Genomic DNA, 19,969 nt, shown 5'->3' on the forward strand with positions numbered 1-19,969 from the left:
CGACAATTGTAGTAGTAGAACCTAAGACACAATATGTCCCTGTGAATGCTGAAAATGATAAGAAACCAAAACCACAAGATAGTATCACTCCAGATAATTATCCAGAAGGTTCAACGTTTGAATATAAAACTCCAAAAGGACAAACAACTCCATATGATGGAACAACACCGGGTGAAAAAGATGTTACTGTAGTCGTGAAAGATCCAGATGGAGATACTATTGTAGAAGTACCAGCGAAAATTAAGGTTGTTCAAGGTAAAGAACAATTAACTCCAGTAAATGCTGAAGATAAAGATAAACCTAAAGCTGAAGATAGTATCACACCAAGTGATTATCCAGAAGGGTCAACATTCGAATACAAAGTTCCAGAAGGACAAACAACTCCATATGATGGAACAACACCAGGGGATAAACCAGTTACAGTAGTTGTAAAAGATAAAGATGGAAAAGTGTTAGTAGAAGTTCCAGCAACTATTAAAGTTGTGGAATCAAAACCAACACCAATCGAAACACCAGTAACAAAGACTCCATTAGAAAAAGGTGACTATACTAAAGGTCTAAATGTTCCAGATGGAGCAATAGTTGAGGTAGTAGGTGGTCTTCCAGACTTAACAACACCAGGAGAAAAAACACCTGTAGAAGTTAAGATTACATTGAAAAATGGTAAATCATATACAGTAAAAGTACCGGTAAATGTAACACCAATTAAAGAAATTGAAACGCCAGTTACAACAGATAAATTGACTCCAGAGGATATCTTGAAACAAATTAAAGTACCAGACGGAGCAACAGCTAAGGTCGGAGACTTACCAGATTTAACAACACCAGGTAAGAAAGACCCAGTTAAAGTAACTGTGACATTACCGAATGGCAAAGTGGTTACGGTAGAAGTTCCAGTAAATGTAACACCAATTACACCAATTGAAACACCAGTAACAAAAGACAAACTGACTCCAGAGGATATCTTAAAACAAATTAAAGTACCAGAAGGAGCAACATTTAAAGTAGGAGACCTTCCAGATTTAACAACACCAGGTAAGAAAGATCCAGTAAAAGTAACGATTACATTACCAAATGGGAAAGTAGTTACAGTAGAAGTACCAGTAAATGTAACACCTATTAGAGATATTGTTAAAAAACAAGGAGATTCAATTACTCCAGAGGATGTTGAAAAACACATTCCAAAAGGAGCAAAAGTTATCTCAATTGGAGATAAACCAACAACAGATGTACCAGGTAAAAGACCAAGTATTCCAGTTGTGATTGAATTACCAAATGGAATTCGAGTAACTATGGATATACCAGTAATCGTAACACCAAAAGTAACACCGGTAGTAGTATCAGTAGGAACACCAGTTACACCAGAAGATGTTAAGAAACATATTGAATTACCAAAAGGATGGACTGTAACAAAAGTAGGAGAAATTCCAACAACTACAACTCCAGGAACAAAACCGGTTGTTCCAGTGGAAATTCAATTACCAGATGGACGTAAGGTTACAGTCGACGTACCGGTAATCGTAACACCAACTGTAAGACAAATAGTTGTGCCACAAGGAACACCAATTACACCAGATGATGTAAAAGATCATATTGATTTACCAAAAGAACCAGGATGGGGAATTGTAGAAGTAGGAGAAATTCCAACAACAATTCCAGCAGGAGTAAAACCAAGTGTTAAAGTGAAAATCAAAGTTCCAGCTGGTGAGATTATCGAAATAGATGTACCTGTGGTTGTAACACCGAAAGTAATACCTATTGTAGTAGAAGTGGGAACACCAATTACGAAAGATGATGTTAAGAAGAAAGTCGGTTTACCAGAAGGATGGAAGATTACAAAAGTAGGAGAAATTCCAACAACAGCGACTCCTGGAACTAAGCCAGTAGTACCGGTGGAAATTGAATTACCAGATGGAAGAAAAATCACATTAGAGGTACCAGTAACAGTAACACCAAAAGATACTCCGGTAAAACTAACGATTAAAACAAAACCAATAGTAGTAGTAGTAGGTGATCCGGTTACTAAAGAAGATGTTGGATTACATATAGATCTTCCAAAAGGTGCAGAATTAGTGGAAATAGGAGAGATTCCAACAACTGAAACACCAGGTCAAAAACCAAGTGTTAAAGTTAAGGTTAAATTATCTTCAGGAGAAATTGTTGAGATTGAAGTACCAGTGATAGTAACTCCGAAAGCAACTCCAACTCCACGTCAAGAAAAACCGTCTACAACAGAAGTAACAGTAAATTCAGAAAAAGCTAAAGCTACAGTAGTTAAAGAAGGTGAAAAAGTATTACCAAATACAGGTATTTCTGACAATAATTCTACTTTAGCAGGCTTAGGATTAGCAATTTTAGGATTAGTTGGATTAAGAAGAGGACGTAAAGAAAAATAATATTCAAAATAGAAATAGTATTTTGATTTAAGTTCTTTGTTAAGTGCGGTTGAGTTGAAAAATATAGGGAAAGGATTTATCCTCAAGCCTTAAATCTAAAAAAATCTTATATAAAAACTCATAGGTATAGTGGGTTATTGATATCTAAAAAACTTTTATAAAACGAATTTAGATATCTGATAAACCTTGCGGGGGTGACTCTACAAAATTTTGTTTCTTAAGAAATCACGATTTTTTAGTCACTCCCTTTTTTATATTTTTAGTTTTAATTTTATCTTTATTAAAGAAAATAGTTGATAGTGTATAATATTTGTGTAAATATAAAAATCATAAAGAGTGGAGAATTTATCGAAATATGAAAAAAATTATAATGAGTATCTTTATACAATGATACAATTTTATTTTTGATAGAGTTAGAAATTTTATTGTAATATTTTTTATTGTAGTGTGCTATTTTTCTTCTTATTTACTCAAGATGTTACTATTTTTACTACAATACAACTGTGATTTCCCCTAAGTGAACTATTGACTTTTTCACATGTGTAGTGTAAAATTATATTTATGGTATGTACTGAACTGTTAACGTTGTAAATGTTAATAATTAGGTGATATCATAATAAAAAAATTTACAAATAGAAAGAGGTTGCAAAATGATTTATGGAATAATCAGTGTTGCAGCTTTACTTGTTGGACTTTTATTTGGGTATATTATTTCAAAAAATTCTATTCAAAAAAGATTAGAGTTATCTAAACAGGATGCTGAACATATTATAGGTGAAGCTAGAAAAGAGGCTAGATATATAGTTGAAAAAGAAACTACTATAGCGAGAAAAGATGCCGAAGAGATAATTAACATTGCTAATAAAGAAGCAGAATTTAAAAAACAAGATATTCAAAGACAGGAAGATAGAATCGTTCAAAAAGAATCTTCATTAGAACGTCAAACAGAGCTTTTAAATAAAAAAGACGAATTGTTAAGTTCAAGAGAGATGAAATTGGAAGAGAAATCTCAATTACTTGAAGAAAAAAGTACTGAGGTTAATCAACTTAAGATTCAACAAGAAACAGAGTTGCAAAGAATTGCAAACTTAACAGAAGAACAAGCTCGTGAAGAGATTATGGCCGCAGTTGAAACTGATATGGCTAAAGATATGGCAATATATATAAGAAATAAAGAACTTGAGGCGAAAAGCGTTGCTGATAAACGTGCAAAAGAACTTATTGTTCAGTCATTACAACGCTTTGCTACAGATGTAGTTAGTGAAACTACAGTATCTGTTGTTGATCTTCCTAGTGATGATATGAAAGGTCGTATTATCGGTCGTGAAGGTAGAAATATTCGTACTCTAGAAACATTAACTGGTGTTGACTTAATTATAGACGATACTCCGGAAGCAGTTATCCTTTCAGGATATGATCCAATACGTCGTGAGATTGCTAAAACAGCGATTAAATCACTTATTGATGACGGTCGTATTCATCCTTCTAAAATCGAGGAAGCTGTTGATAAAGCACGTAAAAACATAGATCAAGTTATTAGAGATGCAGGGGAACAAGCTACATTTGATCTTGGAATCCATAATATGCATCCTGACTTAGTAAAAATAGTTGGTAAGCTAAAATATAGAACAAGTTATGGTCAAAACGGACTACAACACTCTATGGAAGTTGCATATATTGCAGGGCTTATCGCAGCTGAGTTAGACTTTGATGTTGCAACAGCGCGTCGTGCAGGGTTGCTACATGACATCGGTAAAGCGCTTGATCATGAGATTGAAGGTTCACACGTTGAAATTGGTGTTGCATTAGCTCTTAAATACAAAGAGAATGCGATAGTTGTAAATGCAATCGCATCACACCATGGAGATACTGAACCGACACATCCGATTTCTGTAATTGTTGCCACAGCGGATGCACTTTCTGCATCACGTCCAGGAGCTCGTAGAGAGTCATTAGAAAATTATATTAAACGTCTACAAAAACTTGAAGAGATTGCTAATGAACACAAAGGTGTTGAGAAAACATTCGCTATTCAAGCAGGTCGTGAAATTCGAGTAATTGTAAATCCTGAAGAAGTAGATGATACTAAAACTTACAAAATTGCCAAAGAAGTTAAGAATAAAATCGAAGAAACGATGCAATACCCAGGAAACATTAAAGTTAATGTTATCAGAGAGGTTAGAGCGGTTAAGCTTGCAAGATAGTAAATTAAGCGATTGGAAATGTCCAATCGCTTTTTTGTATGGTGTTTTACGTTGGTTATTGAATGAACTTATTAAGAAGTTATGTGAAGAGTATAATTAATTTTTCATGGCTGAAATAATATATAGGGGAATAAACGAAAATCAGTATTTTGTATCGAATTTCCAGTGAATATAAAAATATTATAATTGAAAAATAATAAATGTGAAGACGCTGAAATAAGAAAATTTATATCTAAATGATGATTGAGTCTAATTTTAGTAAGAATTTGAGAAAACTGGTGCATAAAGAAAAAATCTTCATCTTTTTAGTTAATTCAAATCTTTTAATATATATTAAAATAAAAATATATAAATTTTTATGATTGAATGTGGATTTGTTAATGAATTAGCGTTGTTGTATAATATCTGTAGAATATCATAAGGAGACAAAAGTTATGTCAGAATATATACATACAAAGGCTTATTTAGAGCCTCAAGAATTATATGAATACACTAGTAAAAAAGGTGTAGCAAAAGCTTCGGGAAGCTTAAAGTATATGTTAAGTTTAGGATTCCTAGGTGGAGCTTTTATTGCAGTAGGATATCTTGCTTATTTGAAAGTTGCAGGCTCTATACCACATGAATTTGGAGGATTAGGTGTTTTATTAGGAGCAGCAGTCTTTCCGATTGGCTTGATTTGTATATTAGTAGGCGGTGGAGAACTGATTACTAGTAATATGATGGCAGTAACATTGGCATTTTTTAATAAGAAAGTTAGTTTAGGAATGTTAGTGAAAAATTTAATTATTATCACTCTAGCAAATTTAGTAGGAGCTGTTTTTGTAGCTTATTTTTTAGGTCATGTAACTGGGCTTACTGAAGGAGCGACATTTGCGAAAACTTTAGCTACAGCGGAGTCAAAAGTTAACGCAACTTTTTGGCAAGGTTTATTCTCTGGTGTAGGGTGTAACTGGCTAGTGGGTATGGGGGCATGGTTATCATTTTGTGCTAAAGATGTTGGTGGTAAAATAATTGGTACGTGGTTTCCTATTATGACCTTTGTTGCCGTTGGATTCCAACACGTAGTAGCGAATATGTTTGTTATTCCAGCAGCTATATTTGGAGGTGCTAATATTACTTTGATGCAATTTCTAAATAATATGATTGTAATTTTTTTAGGAAATTTTTTAGGTGGAGCTGTATTAGTGGCTGGACTATATACACTGGCCTATAAAAAGAAAAGTTAAAATATAATATTTTTAATAACCGTTAGAAAACGTTTTATTTCTAACGGTTATTATTTTTGAAAAGGAATGAAATTTTAAATATATTTATTTTCCTTAATATTTTTCATATTTTTAAAGTTTGTGAAATTATGCATATTTTAATGAAAGCTGTATTAAAACAGGGTTGAAAAAATATCGTTGTTATTGTATAATCTTTATTATAGATGTAGGAAAAATACATATCTATGTAATTATTATAAATTTTTAAGGAGAGTGTTATAATGACAAACACTGTAGAATCTAAAGTATTTTTAGAACCACAAGAAACTTATGAGTTAACTTGTAAAAAAGGTGTTGCTAAAGCGACTGCAAGTCTTAAATATATGTTAAGTTTAGGTTTCCTAGGTGGAGCATTTATCGGGGTAGGTTTTTTAGCTTTACTTCGTGTATCAGGATCAATTCCTAAAGAATTCGGAGGAATCGGTGCATTATTAGGAGCATCTGTTTTCCCAATCGGACTTATTTGTATTTTAGTAGGTGGAGGAGAGTTAGTTACAGGTAATATGATGGCTGTAACTGTTGCGTGGTTTAATAAGAAAATTAGTTTCAAACTGTTAGCTAAAAATATGGTTGTTATCACATTTGCTAACCTTGTTGGTTCTCTAGTTATTGCTTATTTCTTAGGACATTTAACTGGTTTAACTGGTGGAGCTATTGCAGCTAAAACTATTTCAGCTGGTGAATCAAAAGTATACTTAACATTCTGGCAAGTATTCTTCTCAGCAGTAGGATGTAACTGGCTAGTAGGTATGGCGGTATGGTTAAACTTTGCTGCTAGAGATTTAGGTAGTAAAATGTTCGGTGTATGGTTCCCAATTATGACATTCGTTGCTATTGGATTCCAACACTTGGTTGCGAACATGTTCGCAATCCCAGCTGCAATGTTTGAAGGTGCAAATATCTCAGTTTTACAATTTATCCAAAATATGGGTACTGTGTTTTTAGGTAACTTTGTAGGAGCTGTAACTTTAGTTTCTGCTTTATACACATTTGCTTATAAAAAATAAGCTTAAAATAGTTATATAAATAAAGATTTGCATTAAAAGTATTAGCAAATATATAAGATGAAGTAGAGTTAATTCACTACTTCATCTTTTTATCATATTGTTAGGTTTTATTGTAAAATAGTATAAAAAAAGATTCCAAATCATTAAACTTGGAATCTTTTATTTATTTTATTCTTCTACTTTAACAACCCATCCGAATTTATCTTCTACTTTGCCTAATTGGATACCTGTAAGTAGGTTGTAAATTTTTTGAGTCCATTCTCCTGGTTTATTATCTGTGATTAACTCTAGTTTCTTAGTACCATCGAATAATTCTCCAACAGGAGCGATTACTGCTGCAGTACCACATAGGAATACTTCTTCAAGTTTTCCATTGTCATATGCTTCGTAAACTTCTTCTAAAGAAAGTCTTCTTTCTTCTACTTTTTCACCTAGAGATCTTAGAAGTTCTAATACTGAAGCACGAGTGATACCTGGAAGGATAGAACCGTTTAATTCTGGTGTTACGAATGTACCATCAATTTTGAAGAAGATATTCATTGCTCCACCTTCTTCAATATATTTTTGTTCTACTCCATCAAGCCATAGTGATTGAGAGTAACCAAGTTCTTGAGCTTTCTTTTGACCTTTAAGTGATCCAGCATAGTTACCTGCAGTTTTAGCAAATCCGAATCCACCACGTACAGCACGTACATATTCGTGTTCTACGAAGATTTTATTTGGTTGAAGACCAGCTTTGAAGTAGCTTCCTGATGGAGATAAGATGATTATAAACTTAACTTCATGGTTTGGGTGAACTCCAAGAGCTTCTTCGGCACCATATAAGAATGGTCTAACATATAGTGAAGTACCTTCAGATTTAGGAATCCAATCTTTATCAATAGAGATTAATTTTTTAAGTGCAGCTAATGCAAATTCTTCATCTAATTCTGGTAAAGCGATACGGTCTGATGATTTGTTTAGACGTTTAAAGTTTTGTTCAGGACGGAATAAAACTGCTTCACCGTTAGCATTATATGCTTTCATTCCTTCAAAAACACTTTGTCCATAGTGTAATACATTTAATGCAGGTGATACTGGAATTGGTCCGTAAGGCACGATTCGTGGATCGTACCAACCTTTGTCAGATGACCAGTCCATAACGAACATATGGTCTGTAAACACGGAACCAAATCCTAGTTTATCATCTGGTGTCTTTTCTTTTGGATTGGTAGTAAGTTCTACTCGGATATCATTTACTGTTAGTTTTGTCATAATTATATTTCTCCTTATATTTAAACAATTAATTTTTGAATTTGTTAAAAATATTATAATACTAATTTCACATTTTTTCAATACTTTTCTTCAAATTTTCTGAATTTTTATTCAAACTATCCGATTTTTGATATTGAAATTATTATGAAAATACTATAAAATATTATTTATTCATTGTTTATAATTTTATTTAATATTGTTTAATAGGAATTTAAATTTTTCCTGAAATATGGTACAATATTAATAATGTTACATTAACAATGTATCTAAAATAAAAGAAGGAAGATAGATAGATATGGAAATAAGAAAAACATTAGAAAATAAATTTAATACATCATTAGCGAATCTTACTGGTTCGCCGATTAGAGAGTTTGATAGATACGCTTCATCTATAGAAGGAATTATAAAATTAACATTAGGGGAACCGGACTTTGACACTGCTGAAGAAGTTAAAGAAGCTGCTAAAGCTGCATTAGATAATAATAGAACTCACTATTCTGTAAATAATGGTATTGAACCACTAAGAGCAGCGTGGGCTAAAAATTTAGAGAAAAGATATAACCTAAAATATAGTTCTGATGAGGTTATTGTAACAATTGGAGCTTCTGCGGCGATTGAACATACGATTTCTGCCGTTACAAATCAAGGGGATACTATTTTGGTAGTGACACCGTATTTCTCAGCGTATGAAGGTGTAGGTATTTTAAATAAATGTAATATTAAATTTATTGATACTGCCGATAATGGTTTTAAAGTGCGACCAAGTGATTTAGAAAAAGCTTTAGAAGAAAATAAAGACGCAAAAGCAATTTTAATTAATTATCCAAATAATCCTAGTGGTGTTTCTTATACAAGAGATGAGGTTAAGGCTATTGCTGATGTATTAGGTAAATATGATATTTTTGTGCTTAGTGATGAAATTTATGGTGATATTACTTATAATTTCAAACATACATCTCTAGCTGAATTTATTCCAGAGCAAACGGTGCTTATTAGTGGATTATCAAAATCACATGCTATGACAGGATGGCGTGTAGGATTTATTGCTGCTCCTGAAGCAATGATTAGAAAAATTGGTGTATTCCATCTGTTTACAGTATCTGGAGCACCAACATTCATTCAAGATGCAGCAGTAGTAGCATTAAGTGATGATAATGTTGATAAATATAATAATCATATGATTGAAACATATCGAGAAAGAAAAGATTATATGGTTCCAAAACTTCGTGAGTTAGGATTTGAAATTCCAGAAATAGATGGAGCATTTTATATTTTCGCTAAGATTCCTGCAAAATATCGTGACCTAGGAGCCATGGAGTTTTGTAAATTATTAGCGAAAGAAGCGCGTGTGGGGGTTATCCCTGGAACAGCATTTGGGAAAGCATACAATGATTTCTTTAGAATTAGTTATGCAACGAGCATAGAAAATATTAAAGAAGCTGTTGAAAGAATTTCTCAATTTATGAATAAATAAATTATAGTAGAAAGGTCATTACAATGAAGGGTAAATTCATAACAGTAGAGGGTTCAGATGGTTCAGGTAAAACTAGTTTTATTACCTTTGCTACAGAATATTTAAAAGAAAAAGGGTATAAAGTAATTACGACACGAGAACCTGGTGGTACAGAGTTTAGCGAGAAAGTAAGAGAGCTTCTTTTTGATAGTTCAAATGATATCGATGCAAAGACTGAAAGTCTACTGTTTTGTGCAAGTCGACGTGATCATATTGTAAAAAAAATATTACCGTATGTAAATGATGGCTATATAGTGATATGTGACCGTTTTGTAGATAGTTCAGTAGCCTATCAATCTTATGGTCGTGGTTTAGATAAACAAGAAATCTTAGATATAAATGCATACGCTACTGATAATCTTGAACCTGATTTAACGTTATACTTTTCTATAGATGTTGAAGTAGGATTAGCTCGCACAAAAAATAGAGATGATAATAACCGAATGGATCAAGAAAGTTTGAATTTTTACAAAAATGTTAAACGAGGTTATGATGATCTTTCAAAAGAAAATAGTGGGCGCATTAAAGTAATAGATGCCAGTGATACTTTTGAGAATGTCCAAAAACAGGCACTTTCAATATTGGAAGGATTTTTAAACAATGAACTTTAGTAAAGATACAATTGTAATAAAATCTTTAACAAATACATTAAAAACTAATAAACTATCCCATGCCTATTTAGTAATAGGTGAGGATAGTTTATATTGTGATGAGTTTATTTTAAGTTTTGTTAAAGCGATATTTTGTTTAGAAAATAAAAATAATGAATTTTTCAGTTGTGAAGAATGTAAGAATTGTCATAGTATAAACCATAGTAACTATATAGATTTTTATAGATTAACGAGTGAATCTTCTATAAAAAAAGAAGAAATCCAAATGTTAAAATCAGATTTAAGCGTTAAATCATTTTATGGTAAAAAAATATATTGGATAAAAGATATCGAAAAGATGACTGAACAAGCAGCTAATAGTCTTCTTAAATTTTTAGAAGAGCCTGAAGATGATATTATAGCTATACTTAGTTGTAAAAATATCAGTGCAGTATTACCTACAATCATTTCTCGTTGCCAACAAATAAAACTAGTAGGACAAAGTGAAAATACTGAGATTGAAAAAAATGAAGAATTAATTCATGTTGTTAATGAATATGTAAGAAGATACATTAATAAACCTCATTTAGCAAATATTTATCTTTTAGAAAAGTTGAAAACAAAAGATGATATAGTAGATCTTTTTAAACACTTGAGTATTAAAATTAATAATAGTTATACTGAAAATAATCTGCACGATGCCTTGAACATAAGTAGAGTGCAGGAAAAAGTACTCTTAGCTGTTACAGATTTGAATTCTAATGTTAATGCGACTTTAGTTTTAGAGAAGTTTCTTTTTACAGTTTTATTAGAGAATAATAATTTAGAATTTTTAATACGAGGTTAGTATGGAAGATAATTTGAGGATAGATACAGTTTCTAAGAATTTTAAAATACTACAAAAAGTTGATTATTATAGCATGTCAACAGATTCGTTTTTACTCCCATATTTTGCAAATGTACCAAAAAGTTTTAAAAAGAATATAATAGAACTTTGTAGTGGTAATGGAGGTATCTCGATAATTCTAAGAGAAAAATCTGCTGCTAAGATAGAAATGTTAGAAATCCAAGAAGATTTAGTTGAACTTAGTAAAAAGAGTTTGGAGCTAAATGGAATTAATAATGTAGAAGTGAGATATGGTGATATAAAAAATGTAAAAGAATATTATAGACCGTCATCATTTGATTATGTTATATGCAATCCACCTTATTTTCCAGTAGAGAATATGCCAAATCAAAGAGAAAAGCACAATCATAATATATCAAGACATGAATTATTGTGTAATCTTAGCGATGTAGTTCAAGCGATAAGATATTTAGTTAAACAAAATGGGAAATTTGCATTAGTTCACAGAACGTATAGAATTGGAGATGTTATTTCAGAATGTGAAAAATATGGTTTAGCTATTAAGCGAATCAGATTTGTATATAGTAAGTCATCAAGTGAAAATAGTAAAATAGTACTTGTTGAAGGAAGTATCTCAAAGGTTAGTGATATTAAAGTTGAACAGCCGTTTTATATTTATAATGAAGATGGTAGTTATACAGATGAGATGAAGAAAGTGTATGGAATTTATGAGTAGTTTTATGTATGTAGTTGAGTGTTGCGACAAAACTTGGTATACTGGATATACAACAGATATCGTTAGACGAATAAAAACTCATAACGCGAAAAAAGGTGCGAAGTATACGAGAGTAAGGGTACCTGTTAAACTTATTTATTTTGAAGAGTTTGAGACGAAAAGTGAAGCTACACGTGCAGAAAGTTTATTTAAGAAATTGACGCGTAGTAAAAAAGAAGAATATATTTTATTAAATTTGAATGAAAATAAAAGGCAAGATTTGAAAGATTTTAATATGAAAATAAAGGAAAAATAACTATGTTATATTTAGTAGGAACACCAATTGGTAACTTGGAAGATATTACATTAAGAGCATTAAGAGTGTTAAAAGAAGCGGATATTATAGCTTGTGAAGATACGAGAAATACTCAGAAGTTGTTGAATCATTACGAAGTGAAGGGTAAGAAATTACTTAGTTATCATGAACATAATGAGGATAAAATGAGCGATAAAATAATTGAATACTTAGAAGATGGGTTAGACGTAGCATTAGTAACTGATGCAGGTATGCCATGTATTTCTGATCCAGGTTATGTATTAGTTGACAAGGTAAAGAGTGCGGGGCTTGATGTAGTAGCTTTACCAGGAGCTAATGCCGCTCTTACTGCGCTAGTAGCGAGTGGAATTGAATCTTATAACTATACTTTTTATGGATTTTTACCAAGAAAAAGTAAAGAACTTAAACAAAAGTTAGAAGTTATTTTGAACTCAAAAACAACGGGGATTTTGTATGAGAGTCCGCATAGGGTTAGAAATCTAATAGAAGAGATTGTAAAGATAGCTCCATCAAGGGAAATTGCTGTAGCTAGAGAACTTACGAAGATGTTTGAACAAATAGAAACATTTGAGGCTAGTGTAATATTGGAGATGATAGGTGAAAAGATTAAGGAAAAAGGGGAATTTGTTGTTATTATTTCTCCGTCAAAAGAAGAAGAGCATAAAGAAATTAACCTTGATGATATTGTAGAATTAATATACGAAAAAGTTCAAAGTGGTGAGAAAAAATCAGAAGCTATTAAAAATACTGCTAAAGAATATGGCATAAATAAAAAAGAGGTTTATAGTTTATATCATGAAAAATATGATTAGTTTTATATCTGTGAATATATTAATAGTGATCTTTCTAATTGCTGCAATACATATAAAAATATTTTTCCTGCCACTAACATTTTTTGTATTCTTAAATATATTTTTAATTTATAGAAGAAGTTCAGAGTTGGACAAGAATGAACAGAAGAAAAAGATTATGTTGCATAATGTTAAAAATTCTCTAGGTGTAATACTTGGTTATACAGAAGCACATAATGATGAATTAATTACAAAAGAGGAACTAGATGAAAGAATTAATGAGGAAATTCAAGGAATAGTTTCAATGATAAAAGACGAGATCTATAAGTAGATTTCGTCTTTTGTTGAGTTGCTTCTCGAAGTAGTTTATCAGATATCTAAAAAGTTTCATAAAGCAAATTCAGATATCAATCCCCCTGTGACTATGAATTCTTATATGAACTTCGTTAAAATTTAGGACTTTCGGGTCAACTTCTAATGGAAGTTTATATAATATGAAAATTATTCATTGCAATTATTTATAATTTTTTGATTTTCCCTAGCTTTTTTTCTTCGTTTTTTCCATGTATTTGCCGAGAAGAAAACTATTAATGGCATAAGTTCTAAACGGCCTAATAACATTGATATTGATAACACTATTTTTGTAAAGTAAGGTATCTGAGAAAAATTACTCATAGGTCCGTAGTGATTAAATGCGGGTCCTGCATTACTGATAGATGTAACAGTTAAAGAAATGGCATCTTCAAAATTGTTTATTTGGAATGTTACTAAAAATAAAAGTATAACATATACGAATCCGAATAATAGTAGGTAATTAGATAAAGGTGTTGTATCTTTAATAACTTTTCCATCTATTTTAAACATCGTTATTTTTCTAGGATTTAGAGCCTTTCCGATACTTTGTTTAGCATTTTTGACGAAGAAAATAAGTCTAGGTATTTTTATTCCCCCGGCTGTTCCCCCTGTACAACCACCGACAATCATTAATATTAAAATTATCATTTTAGAAAATACAGGCCAGATATTAAAATCATTATAGGTAAAACCTGTAGTAGAAACAACTGATGAAACTGTAAAGAATACATCAAGTAAACTATGATTTGGTGTGTCATAAGATCGATATATATCAAGGAACATTATAACAGAAAGTATAGAAATCATTCCAAAAAACCAACGTAATTCTTCACTTTTCAGTACTTTAAAGTATCTTTTGAATACGATAAAATATATTAAACTTAAATTCATGGAGAAAATAAGCATAAAAATAGCGATAACGACTGTTATATAAGTATTATTATAATATGCAATACCTGAATTTTTCACTCCAAAGCCACCTGTACCAGCAGTAGAAAATGCTAGATTAATACTATCAAATATACCTATTCCTCCTAAAAGTAGAAGACAAAATAGAATAATGGTAAGTGCAATGTAGATTCCATAAAGATATATGGCTGTTTGTTTCATAGATGACACAACTTTACCAAAATAAGGACCAGGTACTTCTGCCTTAGCTATGTGAATAGTGTGCGGGGATCTAGGTAAGATAGCAAGTGCAAAAACGATAACCCCCATACCACCGATGAAGTGAGTAAAACTACGCCAAAATAATAAGCTGTTATTTAATTTTTCTATATCTTCTAGTATAGTTGAACCTGTTGTTGTAAATCCACTTACTGTTTCAAAGAAACTATCTATATAATGAGGTATTTCTCCTGATAAATAAAAGGGTAATGCACCTATTAAAGAAAATATCACCCAAGTTAGTGTAACTATAACATAACCTTCTCTTTTGTAAAAATCTCGTTCAACAGTATCTTTTGTTAAAAGATGAAGAATAGCTGATAGAACAAAACATAATAAAATTGTACTAAAAAATGAATTGGTAACCAATGTAGGTTCTTTATAAATTATTGATACGATTGTAGGTAAGATTAGTAATCCAGCAAGGAGCATTAACATTTTACCTACAACGTGAAAAATCATTTTAAAATTCATAAGCTACCCCCTAACAAGAATATCGTCGATATGTTCTAGTTTTTGTTGGTAACTTACAACGACAACATTATCATTGACTTTAAGTTCGTCATCTCCATTAGGGAAGATTTGTTTATTGTTCCTAATGATAAATGCAATTAGCATATTATCGTTAATATCTAAATCTTTTAATTTTGTACCTATTATTTTACAGTTTTCACTAGTTATTTTGAACTCAATAACTTCTGCTTTACTGTTAGCGATACGATAGAAATTTTCTATATCAGAAGCACGACTTCCTTGTAGAGATTTTGTATATTTTTTAATTATATTTCCAACAATTTCTTTAGGTGTAATATATGAATATTGCCCGATGTCTTCAGCTATTTGTTTAAGGGAAGCTCGGTTAACTTTTGCTACAGTTTTTTTGATACCAAGTTTATCAGCATATAGGTTTATAATAATATTTTCTTCATCAAGTCCGGTAAGTGAGATGCAACTATCAAATGTTTGAATTCCCTCTTCTATCAACGTGTCACGATCACTACCATCAGCCCAGATAACATCGATTTCTGGATATGTTTCACTTAAAGTTATTGCTTTTTCTTTGTCAATTTCTATAACTTTCGTATAGAATGACGCTTTTTGTAAAAAATCAACAAGGTAATAAGCTATTTTACTAGCACCTATAATTAAAGATGAGGTTACTTTTTTTTCTAGGTTGGCTTTGTTTCCTAGAAGTTTATAGAATTTTTTTAAGTTCTTATTAGAAGCGGTAATATGTACTTTATCTCCTACTTCAAAGACATAGTTACCTCGAGGTACGAAAACATTCCCTTGTCTTTCTACTAAACAAACAAGAGAAGGAAAATCAATATAATTTTTACTTTCAATAAGAGAAACTCCTCTTAAAATACTGTTCTCGTTTATGATAACCTCTAATATGTTAAATTGATTGTTAGAAAAACTTTCTACTTTTATAGCGGTAGGGTATTTTAACATATAGAAAATTTGTTTCGCAGCTTCGTATTCTGGATTAACCATAAGATCAATACCCAATGATTGTTTTATAAATTCTTTTGTCTTTGAATATTCGGGATTACGTATTCTAGCTATTGTGTATTTTGCGCCTATTTGTTTGGCTGCTATACAGGCGATCATATTAATTTCGTCACTTGTAGTAACAGAGATAAACATATCAGCATTTGCAGCATCAGCTTCTAATAATATATCTGAGTTTGCGCCGTTTCCGATTAAACCGCTAATATCATATGTTTCAACAAGTTTTTCGACTCGTCTTTCATTTGTATCGATAATTGTTACTTCATCAAATGTGTTAGAAAAATCAGCACAAAGAAGTTCGCCAACTTTACCACCACCGACTATAATTACTTTCACATCTATGCTCCTTTTTTTTATGATATTCATATTATAACTCATAATTAGATAAAATGCTATATGGTTGTTGTTTGTGTTGATATAATAAGTGATGAAGTGTGGAGTGTTAGTGAAATTATATAATTATAATAGGAAAATAGTAAATTGTTGTTTTCAGGGGTGTTGAGGTAGTGTGCTATGCTGATTAATAAATTGCTAAAAGATTGAGGAGAATTTTTAAGACTTGTATATAAACAAACAATAAAATATTAAAAACAAGTTTAGCTGAACTCCTAGCTAAGGGGATAAATGTTATTTCAAGGTATGTTAAAATATTTTGTTTTATGTTATAATTAATGGTGGGAAAAAATCTATTAATTTTATTCTTAATGATTAGTACAAAGGAGGAGCAGTGGAGTGGCAAAAATATCTAAACAAGATATAGACTATATTTTTGAAAATATTGATATAGTGAGTTTAGTTAGTGAATATGTAAAACTTGAAAAAAGAGGACAAAATTACTTAGGATTATGTCCATTTCATAATGAAAAGACGCCATCGTTCACTGTTTCTTCGGAAAAGAAAATTGCCCATTGTTTTGGATGCGGTAAGGGTGGTAATATATTCCAGTTTTTATCGCTAATTGAAAATATTACATATGATCAAGCAATCGTGAAACTTGGCACAAGGCTAGGACTGAATATAGAGTCAAAAATTAATTTAGAAGCGGGTTACGATTTAGATAATGAATTTGATCTGATGTATTATGGGCATATGCTTTTGGCGGATTATTATAATTATATCTTATTAAATACGAAAGAGGCTGAGGGAGCGCTAAAATATTTATTAGATAGGGGACTTAGTATTGATGTGATTAAGCATTTCAATATAGGGTATGCCCCAAAGGAAAACAATATTGCTCTTAATTTTTTCAATTCAAATAAAATCGATTTAAACAAAATGGTCGATGCTGGTTTGTTAGGGAAAAATGATAGTGGAAATTATTATGATGTTTTTAAAGACAGAGTAATGTTCCCAATAAAAAATAATCAAAATCAGGTTGTAGCATTTTCTGGAAGGACTATGTCTTCGGATAAAAGTGTTCCAAAATATTACAATACGCAAGAAACGAAAATTTTTGAAAAAAGGACAGTTTTGTATAACTTTTCAGATGCACGCGAATTTATTACTAAAGAAAATGAAGTGATTTTCTGTGAAGGATATATGGATGTTATAAAGGCTCATCAAAATGGTATTAAAAATGCTGTTGCTTTGATGGGGACAAATATAGATAGTAAAAAATTAAACGAAGTTCTATCGCTTGTTAATAAGGTGACGCTTAGTCTTGATAATGATGAAGCTGGTTCTAAAGCACAGATAGAAATAGGAAATAGAATTATCCAAAAAACTGATAATGTCTATAAGTTGAAGTTTTCAGGTGCGAAAGATTTAGATGAGTTTTTAACAGAGAAAAATTCAAAAAATTCAGATTTTGATGTTGTTAACTATGTAAAAAATAACAAAGAACATTTTATAAATTATAAAATAGAGTATTGTAAAAATGATTCTAAAAGTAATATAGAACAACGTATTAAATATAAAAATGAAGTTTTGACTAATATAGCCTATATTGAAGATGAATCATTGAAATACATTTTACTTACTAATTTGGCAGAGGAGTTCGGAATAGAACGCCAAGTTCTTCTTAAAGAATTAGGTCAAGTGAATGTGAAAAGAAAGAAAGCAGCTGCAGAATGGATAGCGCCGACTAATCCTGAACATATCTTTAGAACAACTAATTATGATAAAAAACTATGTAAGTTGTTTAAATATTTTTTTGTTGATAGGGTATTGTTTGTGGAAAAATACAATGAATTAGAACAATGTTATTTTCCTCAAAGTGTTTTTGAGAATTTATTGGATTATCTGGTTATTTATTATAATAATAATTTAGAATTCCAAATTCACAAGTTTATTCATAGTATAGAGGATGAAGAAGTTGTTAGACTTGCAACTTATATAGATGAGACGGATTTTTTAATTGAAGAAAATCCGATAGGTGAAGTTGTAAGTGATTATATAAAGTATTTTTCTAAGAAAGAAATAACATTAGAAGAAATTAAAGATAGGCTTAGAGTAGCTATTCAAGAAATGGATGTAGAAGCTCAAAAAGAACTATTATCACAGTTGAAAAAATATAAGAAATAGAAGGAGAAGAACATGTCTAAAAAAGATTTTGAAACGATAAAAAAAGAATTGTTAGAAAAAGGTAAAAAACAAGGTGAATTAATACAAGAGGAAATCGTTGATGCACTGTCAAAAGTAGACGTTTCTTCAGAAGCAATGGATGATTTTTATGAAGAGTTAAATAATGAGGACATTATTTTAATTAATGAAAATCATGTAGAAGAAGAGGAAGAGGAAATTGATTTAGAAGATTTATCAGTACCAGCTGGTATTAGAACTAATGACCCAGTTAGAATGTATCTAAAAGAAATTGGGAAAGTACCTCTTTTATCAAAAGAAAAAGAATTAGAACTTTCTAAAATTATTGAAACAGGGACTGAAGCTGAAAAAGAGCAGGCTAAAAAAGATTTAGCAGAAGCAAACTTACGTCTTGTAGTAAGTATTGCTAAACGTTACGTAGGTCGTGGTATGTTATTCTTAGACTTAATCCAAGAGGGGAATATGGGATTAATTAAAGCAGTTGAAAAATTCGACTACTCTAAAGGATTCAAATTCTCTACATATGCGACATGGTGGATTCGTCAAGCAATTACTCGTGCTATTGCAGACCAAGCGAGAACTATCCGTATTCCAGTGCACATGGTTGAAACTATTAACCGTCTTATTCGTATTCAAAGACAATTACTTCAAGATCTAGGACGTGAACCTAAACCGGAAGAAATTGCGAAAAAAATGAATATGACCCCAGAAAAAGTGCGTGAAATTTTAAAAATAGCTCAGGAGCCAGTATCATTAGAAACACCAATAGGTGAAGAGGATGATTCACATTTAGGAGATTTCATTGAAGATAAAGAAGCACAATCTCCAGTAGAACATGCAGCAAATGAATTATTAAAAGAACAACTAGAAGAAATTTTAGAGACTCTTACAGATAGAGAAGAAAATGTACTGAAATTACGTTTTGGTCTGAAAGATGGTAAGACTCATACTTTAGAAGAAGTAGGTAGTGCATTTGGTGTAACTCGTGAACGTATTCGTCAAATTGAAGCTAAAGCTATAAGAAAACTAAAACATCCTTCTAAGTTAAATAAACTGAAAGGGTTTATGGAGTAAGTTTTATAAACGTTGGTATAATAAGATTTTAACGATTAGAGTTTTTGCTAATGTGCAAATAGTGGGCAAGTCGAAAATAATTTTTAAAAAACGTAAAAAAAATAATAAAAAATCAAGGCAGTATAAAAACTGCCTTTTAGTATTTTCATTTATTTGAAAGACCATTTGATAGAGTATAAATTTAATGTTTTTATAATATAGAATATATAATAAATGGTATAGTTTCTTATTTACATATTATATTATAACTGAAACATAAATATTAAAAAATAAAGGTATTAATCTCTTTTTTTGAAGTAGAAGTAGTAGAAGTAATGGTAAAATATATTAAAGAGAAGAATAATTGAAATTAACATAAAATAAAAATAAATTGATTTAATTGAAATATTGTTATATAAT

Annotated in this window: 16 protein-coding genes; 13 read left to right on the top strand and 3 right to left on the bottom strand. The window is 30.8% G+C overall.

Features of this window, described 5'->3' with window-relative positions; genetic code table 11:
- From RWS90_RS03835 to RWS90_RS03850, 4 genes are all read left to right on the top strand, one after another.
- Nucleotides 1-2,396: Rib/alpha-like domain-containing protein (locus tag RWS90_RS03835; protein WP_314548793.1), on the top strand; the 2,396-nt coding region annotated here is incomplete at its 5' end.
- A gap of 650 nt (nt 2,397-3,046) precedes the next feature.
- Nucleotides 3,047-4,600 carry a ribonuclease Y gene (gene rny, locus RWS90_RS03840; protein ID WP_314548794.1) on the top strand — a complete coding sequence of 518 codons (1,554 nt, stop codon included), beginning with the start codon at nt 3,047-3,049 and terminating at the stop codon, nt 4,598-4,600.
- Between the two features lie 434 nt (nt 4,601-5,034).
- On the top strand, nt 5,035-5,826 hold the full coding sequence (locus RWS90_RS03845) for a formate/nitrite transporter family protein (protein ID WP_314548797.1): 792 nt from the start codon (nt 5,035-5,037) through the stop codon (nt 5,824-5,826).
- 260 nt (nt 5,827-6,086) lie between these two features.
- The gene (locus RWS90_RS03850) at nt 6,087-6,872 is read left to right on the top strand and encodes a formate/nitrite transporter family protein (RefSeq protein WP_314548799.1); all 786 of its coding nucleotides are present in this window, start codon (nt 6,087-6,089) and stop codon (nt 6,870-6,872) included.
- 168 nt (nt 6,873-7,040) lie between these two features.
- Here the strand turns inward: RWS90_RS03850 and RWS90_RS03855 are convergent, their stop codons facing one another.
- Nucleotides 7,041-8,126, bottom strand: coding sequence for a branched-chain amino acid aminotransferase (locus RWS90_RS03855; protein ID WP_314548801.1), 1,086 nt, complete (start codon nt 8,124-8,126; stop codon nt 7,041-7,043).
- A gap of 295 nt (nt 8,127-8,421) precedes the next feature.
- Between RWS90_RS03855 and RWS90_RS03860 the strand changes: the two genes are divergently transcribed.
- The 7 genes from RWS90_RS03860 (at nt 8,422) to RWS90_RS03890 (ending at nt 13,250) form a co-directional block, all read left to right on the top strand.
- Nucleotides 8,422-9,600, top strand: a complete 1,179-nt coding sequence (locus RWS90_RS03860; RefSeq protein WP_314548803.1) for an aminotransferase class I/II-fold pyridoxal phosphate-dependent enzyme — start codon at nt 8,422-8,424, stop codon at nt 9,598-9,600.
- Nucleotides 9,601-9,623: 23 nt separating this feature from the next.
- Entirely contained in the window at nt 9,624-10,250 is a 627-nt protein-coding gene (tmk, locus tag RWS90_RS03865) for a dTMP kinase (protein WP_314548805.1), read from the top strand.
- Entirely contained in the window at nt 10,240-11,076 is an 837-nt protein-coding gene (locus RWS90_RS03870; protein WP_314548808.1) for a DNA polymerase III subunit delta', read from the top strand. The genes tmk and RWS90_RS03870 overlap by 11 nt, the downstream gene beginning before the upstream one ends.
- 1 nt (nt 11,077) lies before the next feature.
- Nucleotides 11,078-11,812 (top strand): methyltransferase domain-containing protein, encoded by a 735-nt coding sequence (locus tag RWS90_RS03875; protein WP_314548810.1) that lies wholly within the window; start codon nt 11,078-11,080, stop codon nt 11,810-11,812.
- Entirely contained in the window at nt 11,796-12,107 is a 312-nt protein-coding gene (locus tag RWS90_RS03880; RefSeq protein ID WP_314548812.1) for a GIY-YIG nuclease family protein, read from the top strand. The genes RWS90_RS03875 and RWS90_RS03880 overlap by 17 nt, the downstream gene beginning before the upstream one ends.
- Nucleotides 12,104-12,940: a 16S rRNA (cytidine(1402)-2'-O)-methyltransferase gene (gene rsmI, locus RWS90_RS03885; RefSeq protein WP_314548843.1), complete on the top strand. Its 837-nt coding sequence runs from the start codon at nt 12,104-12,106 to the stop codon at nt 12,938-12,940. Before RWS90_RS03880 ends, rsmI begins: the two co-directional genes overlap by 4 nt.
- 127 nt (nt 12,941-13,067) lie before the next feature.
- A complete protein-coding gene (locus RWS90_RS03890; RefSeq protein WP_314548815.1) occupies nt 13,068-13,250 on the top strand; it encodes a hypothetical protein in 183 nt (60 codons plus the stop codon).
- Nucleotides 13,251-13,420: 170 nt separating this feature from the next.
- On the opposite strand, the gene RWS90_RS03895 is transcribed toward RWS90_RS03890, so the two are convergent.
- Complete coding sequence (locus RWS90_RS03895; protein WP_314548817.1) at nt 13,421-14,914, bottom strand: TrkH family potassium uptake protein; 1,494 nt, start codon at nt 14,912-14,914, stop codon at nt 13,421-13,423.
- A 3-nt stretch (nt 14,915-14,917) separates the two neighbouring features.
- Entirely contained in the window at nt 14,918-16,291 is a 1,374-nt protein-coding gene (gene trkA, locus RWS90_RS03900) for a Trk system potassium transporter TrkA (protein WP_314548818.1), read from the bottom strand.
- Nucleotides 16,292-16,687: 396 nt separating this feature from the next.
- On the opposite strand from trkA, the gene dnaG reads away from it, so the two are divergent.
- Complete coding sequence (gene dnaG / locus RWS90_RS03905; protein WP_314548819.1) at nt 16,688-18,478, top strand: DNA primase; 1,791 nt, start codon at nt 16,688-16,690, stop codon at nt 18,476-18,478.
- A gap of 12 nt (nt 18,479-18,490) precedes the next feature.
- The gene (rpoD, locus tag RWS90_RS03910; protein WP_314548821.1) at nt 18,491-19,570 is read left to right on the top strand and encodes an RNA polymerase sigma factor RpoD; all 1,080 of its coding nucleotides are present in this window, start codon (nt 18,491-18,493) and stop codon (nt 19,568-19,570) included.
- Nucleotides 19,571-19,969: the final 399 nt, after the last annotated feature.

The sequence above is a fragment of the uncultured Gemella sp. genome (assembly GCF_963529685.1).
GTDB lineage: Bacteria > Bacillota > Bacilli > Staphylococcales > Gemellaceae > Gemella.